Origin of the sequence: Burkholderia sp. MBR-1, assembly GCF_013822785.1 — a bacterium.
Classification (GTDB): Bacteria; Pseudomonadota; Gammaproteobacteria; order Burkholderiales; family Burkholderiaceae; genus Burkholderia; species Burkholderia vietnamiensis.
On record NZ_CP053610.1, the window covers coordinates 1,526,360 to 1,548,699 of the forward strand.

18 protein-coding genes are annotated in these 22,340 nt (G+C 67.0%); 6 read left to right on the forward strand and 12 right to left on the reverse strand.

Annotated features, from left to right (window positions below; all coding sequences use genetic code 11):
- Positions 1-885, forward strand: a complete 885-nt coding sequence (gene purU / locus MBR110_RS21515; RefSeq protein ID WP_011880765.1) for a formyltetrahydrofolate deformylase — start codon at positions 1-3, stop codon at positions 883-885.
- 61 nt (positions 886-946) lie between these two features.
- Here purU and MBR110_RS21520 read toward each other — a convergent pair whose 3' ends face one another.
- From MBR110_RS21520 to MBR110_RS21570, 11 genes are all read right to left on the reverse strand, one after another.
- A complete protein-coding gene (locus MBR110_RS21520; protein WP_181709325.1) occupies positions 947-2,602 on the reverse strand; it encodes an APC family permease in 1,656 nt (551 codons plus the stop codon).
- Positions 2,603-2,847: 245 nt separating this feature from the next.
- Entirely contained in the window at positions 2,848-3,711 is an 864-nt protein-coding gene (locus MBR110_RS21525; RefSeq protein ID WP_034195493.1) for a glycine betaine ABC transporter substrate-binding protein, read from the reverse strand.
- Between the two features lie 135 nt (positions 3,712-3,846).
- A complete protein-coding gene (locus MBR110_RS21530) occupies positions 3,847-4,995 on the reverse strand; it encodes a hybrid-cluster NAD(P)-dependent oxidoreductase (RefSeq protein ID WP_011880768.1) in 1,149 nt (382 codons plus the stop codon).
- A gap of 29 nt (positions 4,996-5,024) precedes the next feature.
- Positions 5,025-6,266: an aromatic ring-hydroxylating oxygenase subunit alpha gene (locus MBR110_RS21535; RefSeq protein WP_011880769.1), complete on the reverse strand. Its 1,242-nt coding sequence runs from the start codon at positions 6,264-6,266 to the stop codon at positions 5,025-5,027.
- A 53-nt stretch (positions 6,267-6,319) separates the two neighbouring features.
- Complete coding sequence (locus tag MBR110_RS21540; protein WP_181709326.1) at positions 6,320-7,105, reverse strand: electron transfer flavoprotein subunit beta/FixA family protein; 786 nt, start codon at positions 7,103-7,105, stop codon at positions 6,320-6,322.
- Complete coding sequence (locus MBR110_RS21545) at positions 7,102-8,289, reverse strand: electron transfer flavoprotein subunit alpha/FixB family protein (protein ID WP_011880771.1); 1,188 nt, start codon at positions 8,287-8,289, stop codon at positions 7,102-7,104. Before MBR110_RS21545 ends, MBR110_RS21540 begins: the two co-directional genes overlap by 4 nt.
- Positions 8,290-8,293: 4 nt before the next feature.
- On the reverse strand, positions 8,294-10,219 hold the full coding sequence (locus MBR110_RS21550; RefSeq protein ID WP_181709327.1) for a (Fe-S)-binding protein: 1,926 nt from the start codon (positions 10,217-10,219) through the stop codon (positions 8,294-8,296).
- A gap of 2 nt (positions 10,220-10,221) precedes the next feature.
- Entirely contained in the window at positions 10,222-12,285 is a 2,064-nt protein-coding gene (locus MBR110_RS21555; protein WP_041494001.1) for an NADH:flavin oxidoreductase, read from the reverse strand.
- Between the two features lie 71 nt (positions 12,286-12,356).
- Entirely contained in the window at positions 12,357-12,890 is a 534-nt protein-coding gene (locus tag MBR110_RS21560) for a DUF5943 domain-containing protein (RefSeq protein ID WP_014723974.1), read from the reverse strand.
- 158 nt (positions 12,891-13,048) lie between these two features.
- The gene (locus MBR110_RS21565) at positions 13,049-14,020 is read right to left on the reverse strand and encodes a dipeptidase (RefSeq protein WP_011880775.1); all 972 of its coding nucleotides are present in this window, start codon (positions 14,018-14,020) and stop codon (positions 13,049-13,051) included.
- Between the two features lie 42 nt (positions 14,021-14,062).
- A complete protein-coding gene (locus tag MBR110_RS21570) occupies positions 14,063-15,337 on the reverse strand; it encodes a serine hydroxymethyltransferase (RefSeq protein WP_175983828.1) in 1,275 nt (424 codons plus the stop codon).
- Positions 15,338-15,346: 9 nt separating this feature from the next.
- On the opposite strand from MBR110_RS21570, the gene MBR110_RS32225 reads away from it, so the two are divergent.
- The 4 genes from MBR110_RS32225 to MBR110_RS21590 all read left to right on the forward strand — a co-directional run bounded on the left by MBR110_RS32225 (position 15,347) and on the right by MBR110_RS21590 (position 20,144).
- A complete protein-coding gene (locus MBR110_RS32225; RefSeq protein ID WP_014723976.1) occupies positions 15,347-15,766 on the forward strand; it encodes a hypothetical protein in 420 nt (139 codons plus the stop codon).
- Positions 15,767-15,786: 20 nt separating this feature from the next.
- A complete protein-coding gene (locus MBR110_RS21580) occupies positions 15,787-16,815 on the forward strand; it encodes a GlxA family transcriptional regulator (RefSeq protein ID WP_011880777.1) in 1,029 nt (342 codons plus the stop codon).
- A 790-nt stretch (positions 16,816-17,605) separates the two neighbouring features.
- Positions 17,606-18,421, forward strand: coding sequence for an ATP-dependent serine protease (locus MBR110_RS21585; protein ID WP_181709328.1), 816 nt, complete (start codon positions 17,606-17,608; stop codon positions 18,419-18,421).
- 415 nt (positions 18,422-18,836) lie between these two features.
- On the forward strand, positions 18,837-20,144 hold the full coding sequence (locus MBR110_RS21590) for an NRAMP family divalent metal transporter (protein ID WP_011880780.1): 1,308 nt from the start codon (positions 18,837-18,839) through the stop codon (positions 20,142-20,144).
- 95 nt (positions 20,145-20,239) lie between these two features.
- Here MBR110_RS21590 and fdhA read toward each other — a convergent pair whose 3' ends face one another.
- Complete coding sequence (gene fdhA, locus MBR110_RS21595) at positions 20,240-21,436, reverse strand: formaldehyde dehydrogenase, glutathione-independent (RefSeq protein ID WP_011880781.1); 1,197 nt, start codon at positions 21,434-21,436, stop codon at positions 20,240-20,242.
- Positions 21,437-21,731: 295 nt separating this feature from the next.
- On the opposite strand from fdhA, the gene betI reads away from it, so the two are divergent.
- On the forward strand, positions 21,732-22,316 hold the full coding sequence (gene betI / locus MBR110_RS21600) for a transcriptional regulator BetI (protein WP_011880782.1): 585 nt from the start codon (positions 21,732-21,734) through the stop codon (positions 22,314-22,316).
- Positions 22,317-22,340: the final 24 nt, after the last annotated feature.

The window sequence follows — 22,340 nt, forward strand, 5'->3', positions numbered from 1 at the left end:
ATGACCGCCGACTCACGCCCCGATCAATTCGTCCTGACGCTGTCGTGCCCGAGCGCGGCCGGCCAGGTCGCCGCCGTCGTCGGCTTTCTCGAGCGCCATCGCTGCTATGTCGACGCGCTGAACGTGTTCGACGACGATCTCAGCAACCACTTCTTCGTGCGCTGCGTGTTTCATCCGACCGACGAGACGCTGCAGATCGACGCGCTGCGCCACGAGTTCGGGCCGATCGCGGCCGCGCTCGCCGGTGACGGCGGCGACACGCAATGGGCGATTCACGACGTCAACGCGCGGCCCAAGGTGCTGATCATGGTGTCGAAGCTCGAGCACTGCCTCGCGGATCTGCTGTTCCGCTGGCGGATGGGCGAGCTGAAGATGGACATCGTCGGCATCGTGTCGAACCATCCCGACTTCGAGCCGCTCGCCGCGCAGCACGGGCTGCCGTTCCGCCATTTCCCGATTACGGCAGATACGAAGGCGCAGCAGGAAGCGCAGTGGCTCGACTTCTTCGAATCGAGCGGCGCGGAACTCGTGATCCTCGCGCGCTACATGCAGGTGCTGTCGCAGGAGACCAGCGCGAAGCTCGCGAATCGCGCGATCAACATCCATCACTCGTTCCTGCCCGGCTTCAAGGGAGCGAAGCCGTATCACCAGGCGCATGCGCGCGGCGTGAAGCTGATCGGCGCGACCGCGCACTTCGTGACCGACGATCTCGACGAAGGCCCGATCATCGAGCAGGTCGTCGAGCGCGTCGATCATGCGCTGCGGCCGGAGCAGTTGCTGGCGGTGGGCCGCGACGTCGAATCCCTCACGCTCGCGCGCGCGGTGAAGGCGTTCATCGAGCGGCGCGTGTTCCTGAACGGCGACCGGACGGTGGTGTTTCCGTAAGCGCGCGCCGACGGTCCCGCTCGGACGCGGGCTGCGCGCGACGCGTGTCGCGCGCGGTGACTCATTTCACCCAGGCGAAGTAATACGACAACCCGATCGCGAGCGCCGCGCCGACCAGCGACGCATACGGCATCAGGTTCAGCCACATCGCACGCTGCGGCACTTCGAGCTCCATGTCGCGCTGCATCTGGGTGGGGAAGCGGCCGCGATCCTGCCAGTAGTGGCGATACAGGAACACCGGCACGATCAGCAGCATCGCGATCAGCCCGTTGCGCAGCGTCCCGTCGCCCTGCAGGTTCGCACCGGCGCCGACGTAGACGAGATTCGCATAGCCGCAGATCGCGCCGCCGACGAGCAGCCAGGTCGGGCAGCGGAACAGCCGCTCCCAGTTGCCGCGATCCATCCGGTGAATCCAGCCCGACTGCAGATTCAGGAACACGAACAACATGTAGCAGACGTTCGAGATCGACAGCACCGTCATGTAGTCGGACATCATCAGCAGCACGAGATTGAAGCCGAGATCGGTCCACATCGCGCGCGTGGGCGACCCGTGCTCGTTCACGTGCGACAGGTACTTCGGCAGCCAGCCGTCGACCGATGCCTGATACAGCGTGCGCGACGAGCCCATCATCGACGTCATCACGATCAGCAGGATCGACAGCATCAGCATCACGACGACCGCATTCGCGACCCACACGCCGCCGCCGACGATCTTCGCCATCGCCGCCGCGACGCCGGTGCCGTCGCCGATCGCCGGATCGAGCAGCGCCTGCGTGCCGAGCGCGCCCTGGAACGCCATCGGCACCAGCGTCATCACGACCAGGCACAATGCGCCCGACCAGAAGATCGCCTTCGCGGTGTCGCGGCGCGGATCGCGGAACTCGCGCGTATAGCAGACGGCCGTCTCGAACCCATACGACGCCCAGCCGGCCATGAACATCGCGCCGAGCGCCATCGTGACGCCCTGCCCGTTCCACGTGCCGAACGTCGCGGCCGTGACGTTGCCGTTCGCGTCGTGACCGAGCGGCAGCAGCGGGAGCAGATGCGACATCGGCACGTCGCCGGTGACGAACGGCACGATGCCGACGATCAACAGCGGCGTGAGCGACGCGATGCCGAGGATGCGCTGCGTGCGCGCCGCCTTCGATGCGCCGCTGTGCTGGAGCTTGAACGTGATGAGGAGAAGAATCGTCGCGATGATGAACGTCGCGTTGATTCGCAGGGAGAGGCCGGGCTTGATGAAACCGAGATCGGCGACCTTGAGCTGCCAGTGCAGCACCGCCGCGTCGGCGGGAAAGAGACTCGTGAGCGCGTAGCTCGCCGCGAGGCCGCAGCCGAGCGCGAGCATCGGCGACCACGCGAGCCAGTTGCACCACACTGAAACCGGGGCAATCAGCTTGCTGTAACGGACCCAACCGATCGCGCCGTACACCGACGCGCCGCCCGATTTATGAGGAAATAGCCCCGAAATTTCCGCATAAGTCGCGCTTTGAATCAGCCCCATCGCGATCGCGGCGATCCAGATCGCCCACGCGGGCTGGCCGATCGTCGTGCATACGCCGCCGATCGTGAACAGCACGCCAGCCGGCACGCCGCTCGTCACCCAGAATGCGTCTTTCCATGTCAGGCCACGCTGCAGCGTGTGGCCCGTCGAATCATGTGAGATGGTTGTCTCGACATCGCTGGTGCGGTTCGCACGCAGTCCTGCTTGACTCATCCAATTCCTCCTCTCGATCAGTGTTGGCGCTTTAGCGTTTACGCTGGTTCGATGCAAAGCAGACGACTCCGCACGAGCGCCGTAGTGTAACAACTTGCGGGGTTTTTTGCAGAATCAGCAAAAGAAAGCCGGGATATGAACGCATGGGCTCACGATTGTTTCGGATTCCTGCGAGCCATTCCCGGCGTGTCGTCGTGACGATTCGCGGGACGAACCGTCGTGTGCTTATTGCGGCTTATTGCGGCTTATTGCGCGCCTTCGGTCCACGCATTCACGCGGTCCGCATGCGCTGCGATCCATGCGTCGGCGGCCGCATCCGGCTTCGAGCCGTTCTGGATCGCCAGCATCACGCTGTCGATCTCGCCCGGCTTCCACTGGAACTTCTTCAGGAACGCGACGACCGGCTTCGCCTTCGTTTCGAGCTGCGGATTGACGACGCTGTCGACGTGCTCCGCGCCGCCGAACACCTTCTTCGGATCGTCGAGGAAGCGCAGCTTCCACTTCGCGAACATCCAGTGCGGTGCCCAGCCGGTCACGATCACCGGTTTGTTCGCACCGACCGAGCGCGACAGCTCGGCCGTCATCGCGCTACCCGAGCTCGGCATCAGCGTGTAGCTGAGCCCGTAGCTCTTGATCGCCTCGTCGGTCTTGCGCATCACGCCCGCACCCGCGTCGATACCGACGATGCGGCCGCCGAAGCTGCTCTTCTCGGCGTTGAGATCGTCGATGCTCTTCGCCTTCACGTAATCCGGAACGATCAGGCCGATCTTCGCGTCCGGAAAGTTCACGCCGAGGTCGACGACCTTCGTCTTGTATTCGCTCCAGTAGGAGCCGTGCGTGACGGGCAGCCACGCCGACAGCGTCGCGTCGAGGTCGCCGCGCGCCACGCCTTGCCACATGATCCCGGCGGCGACCGGCACCAGCTGCACGTGGTAGCCGAGTTTCTTCTCGATCACGCGGGCCGCGACGTTCGACGTCGCGACGCTGTCGTCCCAGCCTTCTACGTAACCGATTTTCAGCGTCGGCTTCGTATCCGCGATTGCCGACGCGCTCAGCGTCACCATCGCCGACACTGCGCCGGCCCACAGCAGTTTCCCGAACAGCTTCATGGTCGATCTCCTTGATATGCGCTCACTGCGCGTTGCCTCTCTAGGTTCTTCAACCACAAATCCACGGTATCGCTATTTTGCGACGGATGCTTGTCCGCACGCGACGCGCACGGACGGCCGACGATGCGTTGCGCGCTATTTGTCGATGACGAGATCCGACAGCGGCTTGCTGCAGCAGAGCAGCACCATGCCCTGATCGATCTCGCGCTGGCGGATGCCGCCGTTGTGCTTCATCTCGACCTGCCCCGACACGAGCTTCACCTTGCAGGTGCCGCACATGCCCTGCGTGCACGATGCCGGCAGCCGCACGCCAGACTGGCGCGCCGCGTCGAGCACGTGCTGCTCGGAGCCGCACGAGATCTCGCGGTTGCTCTTCGCGAAGCTGACGGTGTACTGCTTCGTCGCGACGTCGCCGCCGTCGGCCGCGGGCACGAGTTCGGCGAGCACGTCGTCGCTCGCGGTCTGCGCGAGCGTTTCGAACGAGAAGCTCTCCTCGTGATACTGCTTGCGGTCGAAGCCGGCCTCGTCGAGCAGGTCGCGCACGGCCTTCATGTACGGCGCCGGCCCGCACGTGAAGATCTCGCGCTCCATGAAGTCCGGCGCGATCAGCTTCAGCAGCGGCAGCGTCAGGAAACCCGTGACGCCCGGCCAGTTGGTGCGCGCGCCGACGCGCTCGACGACGAACGACGTGCGGAAGTTCGTGTGGTTCGATGCGATCAGGTCCAGCTCGCGCGCGAAGATGATGTCGTCCGGCGTGCGCGCGCTGTGTACGAACATGATGTCGCGATCCTCGGCGAGATCGTGATGCGCGCGGCTCATCGACATCAGCGGCGTGATGCCCGAGCCGGCCGACAGGAACAGATACTTGCGCGCCGGATGCCGCGCGCAGGTGAATTCGCCGGCCGGGCCGAGCACGCGCACCGGCGCGCCCGGCTGCAGGTTGTCGTGCAGCCAGTTCGACACCTTGCCGCCCGGCACCCGCTTGACCGTGATCGAAATCGTGTGCGGCCGCGCGGGCGACGACGAGATCGTATAGCAGCGATTGATCGTCTCGCCGTCGATGTCGAGCTCGAGCGTGATGAACTGCCCGGGCTCGAACGAGAACGTACGGCCCTGCGGCGAACGGAAGAAGAAGCTCTTCACGTCATGCGTTTCCTGCCGCACGTGGCAGCACACCAGCGTTTCCTCGACGTCGCTCGTCCAGCGCTCCGGCAGCGCGTTCCAGAACGCCGGGTGCGTGACCCGGCTGTCCACCGGCTCGAAATTGGCCGCATCTCGCATCATGTCTTGCTCCGCTTGTCCGCTGCTGGATACTATGCGCCGATCTTTTCGGCGAGCCGGGCGATGTACCAGGCCGAGAATTTTTCGACGAGGCCTTCCGTGTACGGCGAATACGGGCCGGGCTCGTACGCGCTGCTGCTCGCGCCGCGCTGCGAGAATTCGACGAGCGCGCGATCCTGGTCGTTGGTCGCATTCCACACGGCCGTGAGGTTCTTCACGTCGTAGTCGATGCCTTCCTTCGCGTCCTTGTGCACGAGCCACTTGGTACGCACGAGCGTCTTGCCGGCCGACAGCGGAATCACCGAGAAGCTGACGATGTGATCGCTCATGAAGTGATGCCACGAATTCGGCTGCGTCCAGAACGACAGGCCGCCGAGGTCGGCCTGTTCGAACTTGCCGAGCAGCTTCTTCGACGCGACTTTCGCGTCGAGCGTCTGCGATTCGCCGCTGCGGTCGAGCGGCAGGCGCTGCGTGCGGAAACCGGTCACGTCGAGCAGCTTCTCGATCTCGGCGGACGGCAGGCCCATCTCGGCCCATTCCTTGCCGCGGCGCACGCAGGTTTCCGCGAACGCATCCATGCCTTCGGCGTTCGCGTCGGAGCGCTGGTAGCCGAAGCCGTATTCGTACAGCGAGATCGTCAGCTCCGGATGGTTCGCGACGCAGTGATAGCACTCGCGGTTGTTCTCCATCGTGAGCTTCCAGTTGCCTTCCTCGATGATGTCGACCTGTGCGGCGATCTTCGCGTTCGGCAGATCGTGCGGCAGCATGTACGGCTCCATCTGCGCGCGCAGCTGCGCGAAGTCGGCCGGCGGCTCGTCGGCGAGGCACACGAAGATCAGGCCCGCGAGGTTCTGCACGTGCACCGACTTCAGGCTGTGCTTGCAGCGGTCGAACTGCTCGCCCATGTGCTCGGCGAACATCAGCTGCCCGGTCAGGTTATAGGTCCAGCTGTGGTACGGGCACACGATGTTGCCCACCGAACCCTTGTCCTCGTTGCACAGGCGCGCACCGCGGTGGCGGCACACGTTGTGGAACGCGCGGATCTCCATGTCGTCGTCGCGCACGATCAGGATCGAGTCGCTGCCCAGCTCGACGGTCACGTAGTCGCCCGGCTCCGGGACGTCAGGCTCGACCGCGACCTGGATCCAGTGCTGGCGGAAGATTGCCTCCATGTCGAGCGCGAAAATTTCCTCGCTCGTATAGAACGGTGCCTCGAGGCTGTAGCCTGCCTTGCGTCGTTCGATCAGTGCGCGAATGTCTGCCGATACTTTCATCGTTTGCTCCGGATTCCTTGCATCCCTGGGTGGTTGCCGACAGGCCCCAAAAATCAGTAGTCGATGAGCTGATGCTCGCGCAAATACGCGAGGATCACTTGTGCTTTTTCGACTGAACTCCCTTCATTTACGACGTTCCCGCCGCGGCTTTCGGTCGTCGTCGCGGACAGCATCCGCGCGTGCCCGGAGCGCTTCTCGGCGGCGACCAGTTTTACGGGTTTACGCTCGATCGGACCGACCTTCCACGCGGCCGCCTCGGCATCCGCGCCGCTCGACGCGAGCGCCGGCCGGATCGCGCCGGCCCGCAGCCGCGCATACGCGTAGCGCGGCTGCGCGTTCGCGAGCGGATGCACCGCGACGACCGCCGGCAGCGCCGTGTCGACCCCGCGCCGCAGCCCCTTCGGCAAGAATTGCCGGACCGCCGCGCGGCCGGCGTCCACCGTCACGTCGACGGCCGCACCGACCAGCGGGTAGCCGAGCGTCGCGGCGACGCGGTACGGCAGCATGCCGGTGTCGTACGCGCCTTCCGCGCGGGTGCCGGTCAGCACGAGGTCGTAGCCTTCGACGCGGGCCGCGAGCGCGTGCGCGGCGTCGTCGCCGTCGCGGCACGCGAGCACCTCGACCTCGCGCGCGCCGAGCGCGAGGTATTCGGCGAGCGCCTGATTGGCGGGGTCGCCCGCATGGACGACGTCGAGCTGCGCGCGGTGCCGCTCGGCGAGCTGGCGGCCCAGCTCGAGCGCGGCCGCGTCGTTGCGGCTGTATCGTGCGGTGCCGCTGACCGGATGCCGGCCCACGGACACGAGCACCGCGATGCGTTGCAACTGGCGGGGGGCGTTCATGCTGCGACTCCTTCCGTTTCACGGGCGCCGACCGCGGCCGGCGATTGTCCGCGCGCCGCGCGCGCGGCCTGCACCTGTTCGATCAGCGCCGAGATCGTCGCCTGCGCGTCGCCCACGACCGTCAGGTTCGCGCGCTTCGCGATCGGCGCGCTGCCGTCGAGGTTGACCGCAATCACGTGGCGGCAGTCCTTGATCCCCTGCAGATGCTGCACCGCGCCGGAGATGCCGAACGCGATGTACACGCTCGCCTCGACCGTCTTGCCGGTCGCGCCCACCTGCTTGTCGCGCGTGAAATGGCCGTTGTCGACCGCGACGCGGCTCGCGCCGATCGCCGCGCCGAACACGCCGGCGAGCCGCTCGAACGCGGCGATGTCGGACACGCCGTTGCCGGCCGACACGATGAAGTCGGCTTCCTCCAGCGCGACTTGCGCCGCGTCGATTTCGTCGAGGCCGAGGTCGCGATAGGCGTCGGCCGCACCGGCCGCGCCGGCCGCGTCGCCGGTCGGATGAATGAAGTCCGCAGCCAGGCGCTCGCCGGCGCCGACGAACGGCAGCTTCGGCTCCACCGCGTTCGGCGCGAGCAGGATCACGTCGGGCAGGTCACGGGTGGCGAACGCGCGGCCCGCGTGCGCATACGCGCCGACGTGCTTCGCGTCGATCTCGACCACATGGGTCGCGACGCTCGCGCCGGCCGCCGCCGCGTAGCGCCGGCCGAGATCGCCGTCGCCCGTCGCGTTGTCGGGCATCAGCACGTGCTTCGGCGCGAGCGCTGCCGCACAGGCCTGCAACGCCTGCAATTCGCTTTCGGGCGCGAACGCGCGACGGTCGAAGCCGGTCAGCTCGACCAGCTTGTCGACGCCGAGCGCGGCCGCGTCGTCTTTCAGTTCGCCGAACGCCAGCAGCGCGACTTCCGTCTGCGCGTCGGCGAGCACCGCGGCGGCGGCGATCGCCTGCCGCGCGTGGTCGTCGAGCGCGCCGCGCTCGGTGTGCGCGACCACCAGCATCACGTGCTTCGGGTCCTGCACCGCGCGGCGCGGCTTCGCGGCCGCGCCGCCATGACCGTGCGCGGACCACTGCGCGGCGCTCGCGTCGGCGCTGCCTTCCTCGCCGAGCGTGATGCGCTTCAGGCCCGCAGCCGTGATGATGAACGGCCGGCGCGGATCGATTCGTTTGATCGGGTTCATCGATTCACTCCAGCGAAGCGGCAACGAGTTCGGCTACGTCGAGCACATCGGGGCGCGGGCCCACGACGCCTTCGAGCATCGCCGTGCAGTTCGGGCAGCCGACCGCGACGACGTCCGCACCGATCGCGCGCGCGTCGGCGATGCGGATGTCGGGAATGCGCTGCTTGCCCGGGATGTCGGTCAGCGGCGCACCGCCGCCACCGCCGCAGCAGCGCCCGCGCATGCCGTTGCGCTCCATCTCGACGACCTGGATGCCGATCGTCTTCAGCAGCTTGCGCGGCGACTCCGTCTCGCCGTTGTAGCGGCCGAGATAGCACGGATCGTGGTAGGTGGTGCGCTTCTCGTGCAGCGCATCGACGGCCTTCGGCGCGATCTTGCCGCTGTCGGCCAGCTCCGCGAGGTAGGTCGTGTGATGCTTGACCGTCACGCGCAGACCGAGCGCGCGATACTCGTTGCGCAGGCTGTGCATCACGTGCGGATCGGCCGTGACGATCTGCTGGTACGACAGCGCGCCGAGCGTGCCGATCAGACGCTTCGCCATCTGCTGGAACGTCGCCTCGTCGCCGAGGCGGCGCGCCACGTCGCCCGTGTCGGTCTCGGCGCCGCCGAGCACCGCGTAGTCGACGCCCGCCTTGTTCAGCACCTTGATGAACGCGCGCAGCGTGCGCTGGTAGCGCATGTCGAACGCGCCTTCGCCCGCGACGATCAGCACGTCGACCGGCTTGTCCGCTTGCGCGATCGGCGCGTTCAGGTCGACCGACCAGTCGTAGCGCGCGGCCGTGTCGTAGCCGCCCATCGTGCCCGTCTCGCGCAGGTTCGCGAGCACCTCCTGGCCCTTGCCCGGCACCGTGCCGTGCACCAGCGTGCGGTTGCGGCGCAGGTCGACGATCGCGTCGACGTGCTCGATCAGCATCGGGCACTCCTGCACGCATGCACGGCAGGTCGTGCACGACCACAGCGTCTGCTCCTCGATCAGGCCCGACACGATCGGGCCGTTCGGCTCGCCGCGATGCTGGCCGACCGGGATGCCCGGGTACGGGCTGCCCGCATACGCGGCATCGGTGCCGCCGGCCATCCCGACGACCAGATCCTGGATCAGCTTCTTCGGGTTCAGCGGCTGGCCCGATGCGAACGCGGGGCACGCGGCTTCGCACTTGCCGCACTGCACGCATGCGTCGAAGCTCAGCAGCTGGTTCCAGCGGAATTCGACCGGCTTCGCGACGCCGTACTCGTCGTGTTCGATATCGGGCAGCTTCAGCGCGGTCGGCGGCGTCGCGGTGCCGTTGCCGGTGAACGATTCACGGGTGGCCGCGAAACGTTCCTGACGCGGGTGAAACGCGAGGTGCAGCAGCCCGGCGATCGCATGCTTCATCGGGCCGCCCTTCGCGGCGCCGACCGTCATCGTGAACGCGCCGGCCGCGATCAGCAGCGCGCAGAGCACGGCGAACGCGCCCGACATCGCGCCGGTCGGCACGACCATGAACAGCACGAGGCCGAGCGCGAACGAACCGAGCATCCACGGCAGCGTGTTCCACGGGCCGCGCGACAGCCGGGCCGGCACGTTCTTCGCCGCACGACGGCGCCACACGAACACCGCGCCGACCAGCATCGCGAGCGCCGCGACGAAGATCAGCCGGTCGAGCCACGGCGAATAGATCGCGAGGCCGTAGTTGACGAACACCAGCGCGAGCGCGGCGATCGCGCCGCCCGCGGTCGCGACGTGGGTCTTCGCGATGTACGGATCGCGGGCGACCACGTGGTGCAGGTCGACGAAGTAGCGCTTCGGAATCGCGAACAGGTTCGCGACGCCGAACGAGCCGGGCGCCGTCGCGCGCCCGAGACGCCAGTAGGACGAGCGCTTCGCGACCGCGAACACGAGCCCCGCCACCGACAGCCACAGCAGTGCGGTAATGAGGAAAGCCGGATTCATCTTCAGAAATCCTTGACGAGACGCAGCGAGTCGTAGATCGCCCCGTGGACGTTGTGCATCGAGATGCAGTCGCCGACACGGAACAGCAGGAAGCGGCCGTTGCCCAGCTCTTCCGACAGGCACGGTTGCGGCTCGGCCGCGAACAGCGTGTGCGGATCGATCTGGCCGCGGTTCACCGACTCGGGCTTCAGCTTCCAGTACAGCTCGTCGTTGGGCGACGAACCGTTCTCGATCACGACCTGGTCGACCGCGCGCTCTTCGAGTTCTTCCGTGTATTCGTTGCGCAGCACGGCGATCTTCTTGCCGTCTTCCTCGTACACGCGGTCGAGCATCGTGTTCGGCGTCGGGATCACGCCGAGCGCGTACAGGCGCCGATAGAAGATCGGGAACGTCGTGCCGCCGCAGTCGTCGGCCACCTTCACGTCGGGCGTGACGACCTCGACCTTCGAGCCGCGGCTCGCCATGAAGTCGGCGACGCCCGCGCCCGCATGCGTGCTCACGCCGTCGAACAGCAGCACGTTCTGCTTCGGCTCGACCTTGCCGGTCAGGATGTCCCACGAGCTGACCGCCAGCCCTTCGGCGACGCCCCACGCCGGCACCTGCCACGTGAAGCTCGAGCCGCCCGTCGCGAGCACGACGATGTCCGGCTTCTCGGCCATGATCATCTTCTCGTCGGCAGCGACGCCCAGACGCCGGTCGACGCCCAGCCGCTTCGTTTCCATGTCGAACCAGCGGATGATCCCCGACATCTGCTCGCGCTGCGGCGCCTTCGCCGCGATCATCACCTGGCCGCCCACCTCGGCGTTCTTCTCGAACAGCACGACGTCATGGCCGCGCAGCTTCGCGACGCGCGCGGCCTCGAGCCCGGCCGGGCCCGCGCCGACCACGACGACCTTGCGCTTCGGGCCGCGCGATTTCTCGATGATGTGCGGCATCGTCGCTTCGCGCGAGGTGGCCGCGTTCTGGATGCACAGCACGTCGAGGCCGTTGTACTGGCGGTCGATGCAGTAGTTCGCGCCGACGCATTGCTTGATTTCGTCCTCGCGGCCGTCGCGGATCTTGATCACCATGTGCGGATCGGCGATCTGCGCGCGCGTCATGCCGACCAGGTCGATCATCCCGTTCGCGAGCAGGCGCTCGGCCTGGCCCGCATCGCGGATGCTCTGCGCGTGCATGACCGGGATCTTCACGACCGACTTGATGCCGGCCGCGAGATGCACGAACGGCTCCGGCGGCAGCGCCATCGGCGGCATGCAGTTCGCGATCGTGTTGTGCGTGTCGCCGCCCGAGCCGACCACGCTCAGGTAGTCGATCAGGCCAGTTTCGGACATCGCCTGCGCGATTTCCTTCAGTGCTTCGTGATCGAGGCCATCTTCGTGGAATTCGTCGCCGCACATGCGCAGCCCGACGCAGAAGTCCTTGCCCACCGCCTCGCGCACGGCCGTCAGCACTTCGATGCCGAAGCGCAGACGGTTCTCGAGGCTGCCGCCCCATTCGTCGGTGCGATGGTTCGAGCGCTTGCTCCAGAACTGGTCGATCAGATGCTGGTGCGCCGCCGAGATCTCGATGCCGTCCATGCCGGCCGCCTTCACGCGCTTCGCGGCCGCCGCGAAATCGCCGATGATGCGGCGGATTTCCTCGATCTCGATGATCTTCGCGTTGCCGCGGTGCACCGGCTCGCGCACGCCCGACGGCGACATCAGATGCGGCCAGTGCTCGCCGTGGAACGACGAGCGGCGGCCCATGTGCGTCGCCTGGATCATGATCTTCGCGCCGTGCTTGTGCATCGTGTCGGCCAGCCGCGTGAGCGGATCGATGATCTTGTCGTTCGACAGGTTCACCGACTTCCACCAGCCCTGCGGGCTGTCGATCGACACGGGGCTCGAGCCGCCGCAGATCGCGAGGCCGACGCCGCCCTTGGCCTTCTCCTCGTAGTAGCGGATGTAGCGGTCGCCCGGCAGGCCGCCCGGCTCGGCATACACCTCCGCGTGCGCGGTGCTGACGATCCGGTTGCGCAGCGTCAGCTGGTTCAGCTGCATGGGTTTGAACAGGTGGGGATAACGCATCGCTGGCGACCTCTGGCGTTCGAATGTCTCGTATTGCGGGTGTTGTGGTGTTGCTGGGCGGCTTCAGTGCGTCAGTGGGCGATCGGGGACACTTCGAAGACGCAGTGATCGTGGTGCTCGGCCGCACACTGCACTTCCTTCGACTGCGCGCGCGGCGCACCCTGGCCTTCCGGCGTCGTGTCGTTGACCCAGTCCATCGCGCCGGCGAACCAGCCCGCGAACATGTAGCAGAGCTTGCCTTCCTTCTCCGGCTGCTGGAGCACGAACGACGAGTGGCGCAGCTCGATCTTCGCGCGTGCGCTGGCCGGATCGGCTTCGATGATCGAGAACAGGCCCCAGCCGCGTTGCGACAGGCGCTTCAGGTAATGCTCGAACACGGCCATGCCGGTCAGCCCGTGCAGCTTCGCTTCCTTGTCGCACCAGTGGTAGGCGGACTTGTAGCCGGCCTTGTAGAGAATCTGCGCATACGCTTCGACGCCGAGCGCTTCCTCGACCGCGACGTGGTTGTTCGTGAAGAAGTGACGCGGCACGTACAGCATCGGCAGCGCGTCGGTGGTCCAGACGCCGGTATCGGGATCGACGTTGATCGGCAGTTGCGGTTGCATCGTGGTGGCTCCGTGAGGAAAAACGCCGCGCGGCTCGGGCGCAGGCGCGATATCGTCCGCGCGCCAGCGCGCGACGCGCCGGCACGGCCGGATTCTTGTGGTGTTGAGTGGTGTTGAATCGCTGGGGCGGTTCGGCTCGGTTCGGTTCGTGCGTGCGCTTACGCGCCCCACACGTCCTTGAACACGCGCACCCAGTTCTCGCCCATGATCTTGCGGATGCGCGACTCCTTCCAGCCGTGGCGCTCCATCGCCGCGGTCAGGTTCGGGAATTCGCCGATCGTGCGGATGCCTTCTGGGTTGATCACCTTGCCGAAGTTCGTCAGCTGGCGATAGCGGCCCTTGTCGTGCGTCAGCATGTCGAAGAATTCCTTCGCGTAGTCCTGCGTGAAGTCGGTGCCGATGCCGACCGCGTCTTCGCCGATCAGGTTCACGACGTATTCGATCGCCTCGATGTAGTCGTCGATGTTCGCTTCGATCCCGCGCTTCAGGAACGGCGCGAACATCGTCACGCCGACGAAGCCGCCGGCGTCGGCGATCTCCTTGAGCTGCGCGTCGCTCTTGTTGCGCGGATGCTCTTTCAGGCCCGACGGCAGGCAGTGCGAATAGCACACCGGCTTCTTCGAGAACGCGATCGCTTCCGACGACGTGTTGCCGCCCACGTGCGACAGGTCGACCATGATGCCGACGCGGTTCATTTCCGTGATCACTTCGCGGCCGAAGTCGGACAGGCCGCCGTCGCGCTCGTAGCAGCCGGTGCCGACCAGGTTCTGCGTGTTGTAGCAAAGCTGCACGACGCGCACGCCCATGTCGGCGAACGCCTCGATGTAGCCGATGTTGTCCTCGAACGCATGCGCGTTCTGGAAGCCGAGGATGATGCCCGTCTTGCCTTCCTGCTTCGCGCGGAAGATGTCGTCGGTGGTGCGCACCAGCGTCAGCAGCTCGCCGTTGTCGCGGATCTTCTTCTTCATCACGCCGATGTTGTCGACGGTCTTGGTGAAGTTCTCCCACACCGATACCGTGCAGTTCGCGGCGGTGATGCCGCCGCGGCGCATGTCTTCGAACACCGGCTTCTCGAACTTCGAGATGTTCAATCCGTCGATGATGATGCTGTCCTGATGCAGCGTGCTCATATCTGCCTCTCGCTCTAGTCTCTGCGTGTGTGGGGTCGTCGGTCAGTAAATCGGGAAGCGCTCGCAAAGCGCGAAAATCTCGCGGCGCACGCGTTGCTCGGTCGCGTGGTCGCCGTCCGGATTCGCGCGCAGCGCGTCGAACACTTCGAGAATCAGGCGGCCGATCTCGCGGAACTCGGCCATGCCGAAGCCGCGCGTCGTGCCGGCCGGCGTGCCGAGGCGGATGCCCGACGTGACGGTCGGCTTCTCGGTGTCGAACGGAATGCCGTTCTTGTTGCAGGTGATGCCCGCGCGCTCGAGCGCCTGCTCGACCGGCGCGCCCTTCAGCCCCTTCGGGCGCAGGTCGACCAGCAGCAGGTGGTTGTCGGTGCCGCCGGTGACGAGATCGACGCCGCCTGCCTTGAGCACGTCGCCGAGCGCCTGCGCGTTCGCGAGCACGCGGTCGATGTAGGTCTTGAAGTCGGCATGCAGCACTTCGCCGAACGCGACGGCCTTGCCGGCGATCACGTGCATCAGCGGGCCGCCCTGCAGGCCGGGGAACACGGCCGAGTTGATCTTCTTCGCGATCTCTTCGTCGTTGGTCAGCACGAAGCCGCCGCGCGGGCCGCGCAGCGTCTTGTGCGTGGTCGACGTGACGACGTGCGCGTGCTCGACCGGGTTCGCATGGCGACCGGCCGCGATCACGCCCGCGATGTGCGCCATGTCGACCATCAGCTTCGCGCCGACGCTGTCGGCGATCGCGCGGAAGCGCGCGAAGTCGAGCGCGCGCGGATAAGCGGAGAAGCCGGCGATGAGCAGCGTCGGCTTGTGCTGGTGGGCGAGCTCCTCGACCTGGTCGTAGTCGATGCGCATCGTGTCGCGGTTCACGCCGTACTGCACCGCGTTGAACCACTTGCCCGACAGCGCCGGCTTCGCGCCGTGCGTGAGGTGGCCGCCGGCGTCGAGCGACATGCCGAGCACCGTGTCGCCCGGCTTCGCGAGCGCGAGCATCACCGAGCCGTTCGCCTGCGCACCCGAATGCGGCTGCACGTTCGCATAGCCGGCGTTGAAGATCTGCTTCACACGCTCGATCGCGAGCGCCTCGATTTCATCGGCGAATTCGCAGCCGCCGTAATAGCGCTTGCCCGGATAGCCTTCCGCATACTTGTTGGTCAGCACCGAACCCTGCGCTTCCAGCACGGCGCGCGACACGATGTTTTCCGACGCGATCAGCTCGACCTGCGACTGCTGGCGCTCGAGCTCCTTCAGGATGGCGCTGCGCACCGGGGCGTCGCGCTCGGCGAGGGGCTGCGAGAAGAAAGGCTGGGTGTTCGACATAGTGCGTCCGTGACGAAGAATGAAGGGCGTGTAACCGAAGCTCGAGGCCCGCCGTACCTGGGTTTCCAGCGCTTCCAGTGCAAGGCTGCCGACGGCTCTATTCTTGTCGTTCGGATTTTCGGCGGATTGATGAATTTAGACGCGTTCTTTGCCTTTTCCGCCATGCGCGTCCGTTTTGCACAAGTGACCGATCGTGCTTTTCGAAGCGCCGCTGCGCGCGGCGTCGTGCGCTGCGTTCGTGCGCAAGCACTTCGCCGGTGCCGCCGCTGCGCGCGCGGGGTGCAGCGCATCACGCTTACGGTGCAGTGCAATATCGGCCGGACGCCCAGACAACGTATGGAGCTAGGGTTTAGCCGTATGGCACGCTTGTTGCGCTGGCTCACACAATACGGCAGCCCGATCCGTGCCACTCGGGCCCATAGCTATTAGAGATTCAAGGAACGCTCCCCATGTCGCCCGACCGCACAGCGTCGCTGTCTCACTTCGCGTTCATGCCCCTGCCGAACTTCACGATGATCGCGTTCACGAATGCGATCGAGGTGCTTCGGATGGCGAACTATCTGAGCGGCCAGCCGCTCTACCGCTGGTCGGTGATCAGCCCGGAGGGCGGACCGGTGACGGCCAGCAACGGGCTCACGGTCGACACGGGGCCGGCCGATTGCGTCGGGCTGCCCGATATCGTCTTCGTGTGCGGCGGCGTCGACGTGCAGCGCGCGACCACGCCCGACCATCTGTCGACGCTGCGCCGTTTCGCGCGCTCGGGCGTCGCGCTCGGCAGCCTGTGCACGGGCACCTACGCGCTCGCGAAGTCGGGGCTGCTCGCGGGCTACGCGTGCGCGATCCACTGGGAGAACATGTCGGCGCTGAAGGAGGAGTTTCCGGACACGCGCTTCCTGAAGGAGCTGTTCGTCATCGACCGCGATCGCATCACCTGCACGGGCGGCGTCGCGCCGCTCGACATGATGCTGAACCTGATCGCCGCACGGGTGGGCACCGCGCGCGTCACGCAGATCGCCGAGCAGTTCATCGTCGAACACGTGCGCGACACGAGCGCGCAGCAGCGGATGCCGCTCGTCGCACGGCTCGGCTCGGCGAACAAGTCGCTGTTCGAAGTGATCGCACTGATGGAGAACAACATCGAGGAGCCGCTGTCGCGCGAGGAGCTCGCGCGGCTCGCGAACATGTCGCAGCGGCAGTTGCAGCGGCTGTTCCGCGAGCACCTCGGGATGACGCCCACCCACTATTACCTGACGCTGCGGCTGCGCCGCGCACGCGAGCTGCTGTTGCAGACCGACATGTCGATCATGCACATCACGATGGCGTGCGGGTTCCAGTCGGCGTGCCATTTCAGCAAGAGCTATCGCGACGCGTTCGGCGTCGCGCCGACGCGCGAGCGCCGCAAGCAGGTGGCGCCGCTCGCGCAGGGCGCAGCGGCGGCGGCCGCGCCGATGTTTCCGGTGCATGCGCTCCATGCGTGACGCCGGCGCCGACTGCGGCGCGAGCGTTGCAATCACGAAAGCGGCCCAATGGCCGCTTTTCTTTTGCGCTGACGATTTCGGCGCGTGCGTTTCGGCGAGCGTGTCAGGTGGCTGCATCGCGCGCCGCGTACACGATCCTCGAATGTGCATTCGCGCGCGTTCGGCTTCAGCAACCTCGCCGCTCGGCAGCGGAAAACGTGACGCCGTACCGACCCGTCAGCGGGAACGAGACTTGCGCAGGACGCCCGGTTCCCGAACCGATGCAGCGGAGCGGAATCGCCCGCGAAACATTGGCGATTGGGGCGGGATTGAATGCGGCGGTTGCCGTTGCTACTCTTTCTTCAGCGCCGGCCGCGCCCGGCCGGAGGCCACGCATGAAGCGATATGCGGCGATCGCGCAAATGGTCGCCAACTCGATCCGGTACGGTGATTTCTCCCATGTCGCGCGCGTCGCGACTGAGCCGTCCGCATGCGGCGCGCGTCGTGTAAATCCTGCTACCGCGCGGCGCGGCTTCTACATGTGCGAAAGCGAGCCGCCGACCGCCGCATGTGCGCGCCGTGGTCAGCTTGTCCCGAACCACCACGCCACGCGAATGCATTGCGATCCAGCACCGCACCGACGCGTCGCAAACCGCGCGCGACGACGACGCGACATTCCAGTCGACCGACCAGTTCAAGCACGCCATACCCGGCTCAGCCATCGCTGGCCGTGGCCTCCCGCCGTCGAGGATGCGATCCGGACCCTCGGAACGCTCGCCGACCGGCAACGACAAACGAGGTAGCAACGACGATGCGAGTCCTGCCCAGCCGGAGAATCCGCTCACGCGACACGCTGCTCGGCGCGATGAATGTGCGCGTCCAGCCGCGCGTGACGGTCAGTCAGCGCTGTCGGGAATGCGGCTTCATGGCATTCCGCGCCAGCGATACCTGCCCCGTGTGCGGAACGGGGAACCGGCCGTTCGCCCCGCTCGGTCGCTGGCTCGGCGGCGATCCGGCCGCACCCGACCGCGGCGCGCCGTCGGCACCCACATGGGTGTCGCGCTTCGCGGCCGCCGTACGCAACGCGGCGATTCATCGGCCGCGCGCATCGAGCGCACCGTTGCTCAGCGTGTTGACGCTGGTCCTGCTTGTCGGCGGTTACGTGACGTTCGACCGCACGTGCCGGGCCGACCCGGTCTGTCGCGGCCACGGCGCAACGAGCACCGGCGCGGCCGACGCCGGCGTGCAGGTCGCCGACACGCCCGCGTTGCCGGTGCTGCCCGCACCCGTCTATGCGTTTCGTCGGGATGAGACGCTGGCGTCGGCGGCCGGCCCGCTCGCCGATGCCGGCCAGCCGGCCACCGTCGACGGCCCGCGTGGTGCGGCCTCGAGCCGCCACGCGAGGGCGAATGCGAGAGCGGGCGCAGGCGCGCCCGCGACGCTCGCGCGGCAAGTGCCGCCGCTTCGCGACACGGATCGCGCGCAAGGCGGCATCCGCGTCGCCGACTGGAAAGGCGGGGTCCCGGCCCGGCGCACGCATGCGACCCGTCGCGTGAGCTGGCACGCGCGCCACCTGCGACGCGGGGCAACGGACGCCGAAATGGCCTATCTGTACCGCGGACACTGACGGCCGCGCAGCGAGGAACCTGGTTGCGCGTCAGTTGCCGCGGATGTCGGTAGCGGAGCCGTCGGTGGCCCCCGCTCCAGTCGGCGCCGGACAACATCCGTGGCCGCTGACGAAGCCTGCCCCGGCCAGCCGCACGCACCCGCCGACCAACCCCGCATAGTCACGACCCCGCTCGCAAGCCTCCCGCCGCCGCTGGTCGACCAACCGCCCGCGCTCGGCCGCGCGGAGCGAACGAGAATGCCTCCTTCGCCAGAATCCGATACGCTATCGGCTGCCTCGTCTACCGGCTCATCCCGCACGGCAGGTCGGCTTACGGCGCAACCCTCGCGGGCGTCTGACGGAACGGGCGCGCGTCATAACCCGCGTCGGTAGACACCCACCCGAATTCCCGCCCTCGCGCAAAGACCCTCGTCCCATGGACAGCAATTCACAGAACGATCCCCTACCCACGCGCGACCCCGTCGTCGGTCCGTCCAAACCGCGCCTGTTCGGCTTTCTCGGCGCCGGCTTGATCACCGGCGCATCGGACGACGACCCGAGCGGCATCGCAACCTACAGTCAGGCCGGCGCGGCGTTCGGCTACGGGCTTTCGTGGACGTTGCTGTTCAGCTATCCGCTGATGGTCGCGATCCAGATGATCAGCGCCCGGATCGGGCGCACCACCGGCCACGGCATCGCCGGCGTGCTGCGCCGGCACTATCCCGACTGGCTGCTCCAATGGGTCGTCGTGCTCCTGCTCATCGCCAACATCATCAATCTCGGCGCCGATCTTGGCGCGATGGCCGATGCGATGGCGCTCCTGCTGCCCGGCCCGAAGTGGCTGTACGTGCTGCTTTTCTCGGCCATCTGCATCGCGATGCAGCTGCTGCTGCAGTACACGCGCTACGTCGCCGTGCTGAAATGGTTCACGTTGTCGCTGTTCGCGTACTTCGCGGTGCTCGCGATCGCGCATATCGAATGGGCGCGTCTGGCGAGCCATTTGTTCGTTCCGCATCTGAGCTGGACGTCGTCCTACCTGACGCTCGTCGTGGCGATCTTCGGCACCACCATCAGCCCCTATCTGTTCTTCTGGCAGTCGGAAGAGGAAGTGGAGGACATGCACGCGCATCCGACCCGCCGCGACCTTTTCAGCGCGCCGGCACAGGCGCCGACGGCGCTGCACCGCATCGAGATGGACACGGTGACCGGGATGGGCCTGTCCAATCTGGTCGCCCTCGCCATCCTCGCCACCACCGCCGCCACACTCAACGCAGGCGGCATCACGGACATCCAGACTTCGGCGCAGGCGGCGCTCGCACTGCGGCCGATCGCGGGACACTTCGCGGCGCTGCTGTTCACCGTCGGCATCGTCGGGACCGGCTTGCTCGCGGTGCCGGTGCTGGCAGGCTCGGCCGCCTACGCCGTAGGCGAGGCGCGCGACTGGCCCGTCGGGTTTTCGCGGAAGGTCCAGGAGGCCAAGGCCTTTTATGCCACCATCGCGATCGCCACGCTGATCGGGATGGTCATCAATTTCACGTCCATCAACGCGATCAAGGCGCTTTACTGGAGCGCCGTGCTCAACGGCGTGATCGCCGTGCCCGTGATGATCGTGATGATGTTGATCGCGTCGCGCACCGACATCATGGGCGCCTTCAGCGTCAAGGGCTGGCTGCGCGCGCTGGGCTGGCTCGCCACGATCGTGATGTTCGTGATCGCGGTCGGGATGGTGGTGACTTCGTTCTGACCGGTAGCGAGGCAGGCGTCGGGAGAGTCGTCGAGGAATGAAAAACGGGCGGCGCCGTCTCCGGCGCCGCCCGCTTCATGTGAGCCGTTCGCGCGTCAGGCCGCGAGCAGGCCGTGCGGGTCGATCACGAATTTGCGCGGTGCGCCGCCGTCGAACTTCTTGTAGCCTTCCGGCGCCTGATCGAGCGAGATCACCTCGACGTTGACGATCTTCGCGATCGGCAGCCGGTCGAACAGGATCGCCTGCATCAGGTTGCGGTTGTACTTCAGCACCGGCGTCTGACCCGTGAAGAACGAATGCGACTTCGCCCAGCCGAGGCCGAAGCGGATGCTCAGGCTGCCGTGCTGCGCGGCCTTGTCCTTCGCGCCCGGATCGTCGGTCACGTAGAGGCCCGGGATGCCGATCGCGCCGGCAGGCCGCGTGATCTCCATCAGCGAGTTCAGCACCGTCGCCGGCGCTTCCTCCGCACTGCCCGACGAGCCGTGGCCGTGCGCCTCGAAGCCGACGCAGTCGACCGCGCAGTCGATTTCCGGCACGCCGAGAATCTGCGCGATCTGCTCGCCGAGCGACGCGTCCTTCGACAGGTCGACCGTCTCGAAGCCCATCGCGCGCGCATGGGCGAGGCGTTCCGCGTTCATGTCGCCGACGATCGTGACCGCCGCGCCGAGCAGCCGCGCCGACGCGGCCGCCGCCATCCCGACCGGGCCTGCGCCCGCGATATAGACCGTCGAGCCCGGCTTCACGCCCGCGCTCACCGCGCCGTGGTAGCCGGTCGGCAGAATGTCGGACAGGCAGGTCAGGTCGCGGATCTTCGCCATCGCCTGATCGCGGTCCGGGAATTTCAGCAGGTTGAAGTCGGCGTACGGCACGAGCACGTACTCGGCCTGTCCGCCGATCCAGCCGCCCATGTCGACGTAGCCGTACGCGCCGCCCGCACGCGACGGGTTCACGTTCAGGCACACGCCCGTATGGGTGTCCTTGCACATCGCGCAGCGTCCGCACGCGACGTTGAACGGCACCGACACGAGATCGCCGATCTTCAGCGTCTCGACGTCGGGGCCGACCTCGACCACCTCGCCGGTGATCTCGTGACCGAGCACGAGTCCGACCGGCGCGGTCGTGCGGCCGCGCACCATGTGCTGGTCGGAACCGCAGATGTTCGTGCTCACCACTTTCAGGATCACGCCGTGGCCGATCGCGCGCCCGGTCGGATCGACCATCTTCGGATAATCGATCTTCTGCACCTCGACCTTGCCCGGCCCAAGATAGACGACACCTCGATTGCTGCTCATCGTATTGTCTCCATGTCTCGTTGGTTCGCGCTGCGGGCCGCCGCACGACTGCGGCGCACCTGCAACGTGCTGTTCGAGAGTAGTCCCCGAGACCGGGGCGCCGATGTCTCAAACGCGACAGGTGTTTGAACGGTGCCGACATCGGCCGCGCGAAGCCCGAGCCGGCGCCGCGCCCGCCGCACGGCATCCCCGCCGCACATCGTCGGACCCGATTTTTTGTTGATTGAACGATCAATAAAAAACCGATAAGCTCTCGACTTCCACGAACGGCCCGTCCGGGGCGAAGGAGTGCGCGATGCCGAAAGTCGGAATGCGGGAGATCCGTCGCGCGCAGCTGATCGACGCGACGCTGCGCTCGATCGACGAAGCCGGCCTGCCCGGCACGACGCTCGCGTCGGTCGCGCAGCGCGCGAAGATCTCGACGGGCATCGTCAGTCACTACTTCGGCGACAAGGACGGCCTGCTCGAAGCCACGATGCGGCACGTGCTGCGCGATCTGTGGGCGGCCACCACGCGCCGCCGCGTCGCCGCGCGCAAGGATCCGCGCGCAAGGCTGCGCGCGATCGTCGCCGCCAACTTCGACGACACGCAGGTCAGCGCGCCGGTGATGAAGACCTGGCTCGCGTTCTGGTCGCAGAGCATGCACGAGCCGAGGCTCAAGCGCCTGCAGCACGTCAACACGCGGCGCCTGCACTCGAACCTGTGCGCCGAATTCGCGAAGCGCCTGCCGCGCGCGAAGGCGCGCGAAGCGGCCAGCGGCCTCGCCGCGCTGATCGACGGCCTGTGGCTGCGCGGCGCGCTCGCCGGCGGCCCGATCGACACCCGGGCGGCCTTGAAGCTCGCCCACGATTACATCGACCTGCTGCTCGCGTCCGCGTGACGCGTCGCGCAGTCGCCAACCTGG

What these genes read in the sequence shown, in the direction of transcription:
- purU (WP_011880765.1), top strand. Translation starts at nt 1, where the DNA reads ATGACCGCCGACTCACGCCCCGATCAATTCGTCCTGACGCTGTCGTGC.
- MBR110_RS21520 (WP_181709325.1), bottom strand. Translation starts at nt 2,602, where the DNA reads ATGAGTCAAGCAGGACTGCGTGCGAACCGCACCAGCGATGTCGAGACA.
- MBR110_RS21525 (WP_034195493.1), bottom strand. Translation starts at nt 3,711, where the DNA reads ATGAAGCTGTTCGGGAAACTGCTGTGGGCCGGCGCAGTGTCGGCGATG.
- MBR110_RS21530 (WP_011880768.1), bottom strand. Translation starts at nt 4,995, where the DNA reads ATGATGCGAGATGCGGCCAATTTCGAGCCGGTGGACAGCCGGGTCACG.
- MBR110_RS21535 (WP_011880769.1), bottom strand. Translation starts at nt 6,266, where the DNA reads ATGAAAGTATCGGCAGACATTCGCGCACTGATCGAACGACGCAAGGCA.
- MBR110_RS21540 (WP_181709326.1), bottom strand. Translation starts at nt 7,105, where the DNA reads ATGAACGCCCCCCGCCAGTTGCAACGCATCGCGGTGCTCGTGTCCGTG.
- MBR110_RS21545 (WP_011880771.1), bottom strand. Translation starts at nt 8,289, where the DNA reads ATGAACCCGATCAAACGAATCGATCCGCGCCGGCCGTTCATCATCACG.
- MBR110_RS21550 (WP_181709327.1), bottom strand. Translation starts at nt 10,219, where the DNA reads ATGAATCCGGCTTTCCTCATTACCGCACTGCTGTGGCTGTCGGTGGCG.
- MBR110_RS21555 (WP_041494001.1), bottom strand. Translation starts at nt 12,285, where the DNA reads ATGCGTTATCCCCACCTGTTCAAACCCATGCAGCTGAACCAGCTGACG.
- MBR110_RS21560 (WP_014723974.1), bottom strand. Translation starts at nt 12,890, where the DNA reads ATGCAACCGCAACTGCCGATCAACGTCGATCCCGATACCGGCGTCTGG.
- MBR110_RS21565 (WP_011880775.1), bottom strand. Translation starts at nt 14,020, where the DNA reads ATGAGCACGCTGCATCAGGACAGCATCATCATCGACGGATTGAACATC.
- MBR110_RS21570 (WP_175983828.1), bottom strand. Translation starts at nt 15,337, where the DNA reads ATGTCGAACACCCAGCCTTTCTTCTCGCAGCCCCTCGCCGAGCGCGAC.
- MBR110_RS21580 (WP_011880777.1), top strand. Translation starts at nt 15,787, where the DNA reads ATGTCGCCCGACCGCACAGCGTCGCTGTCTCACTTCGCGTTCATGCCC.
- MBR110_RS21585 (WP_181709328.1), top strand. Translation starts at nt 17,606, where the DNA reads ATGCGAGTCCTGCCCAGCCGGAGAATCCGCTCACGCGACACGCTGCTC.
- MBR110_RS21590 (WP_011880780.1), top strand. Translation starts at nt 18,837, where the DNA reads ATGGACAGCAATTCACAGAACGATCCCCTACCCACGCGCGACCCCGTC.
- fdhA (WP_011880781.1), bottom strand. Translation starts at nt 21,436, where the DNA reads ATGAGCAGCAATCGAGGTGTCGTCTATCTTGGGCCGGGCAAGGTCGAG.
- betI (WP_011880782.1), top strand. Translation starts at nt 21,732, where the DNA reads ATGCCGAAAGTCGGAATGCGGGAGATCCGTCGCGCGCAGCTGATCGAC.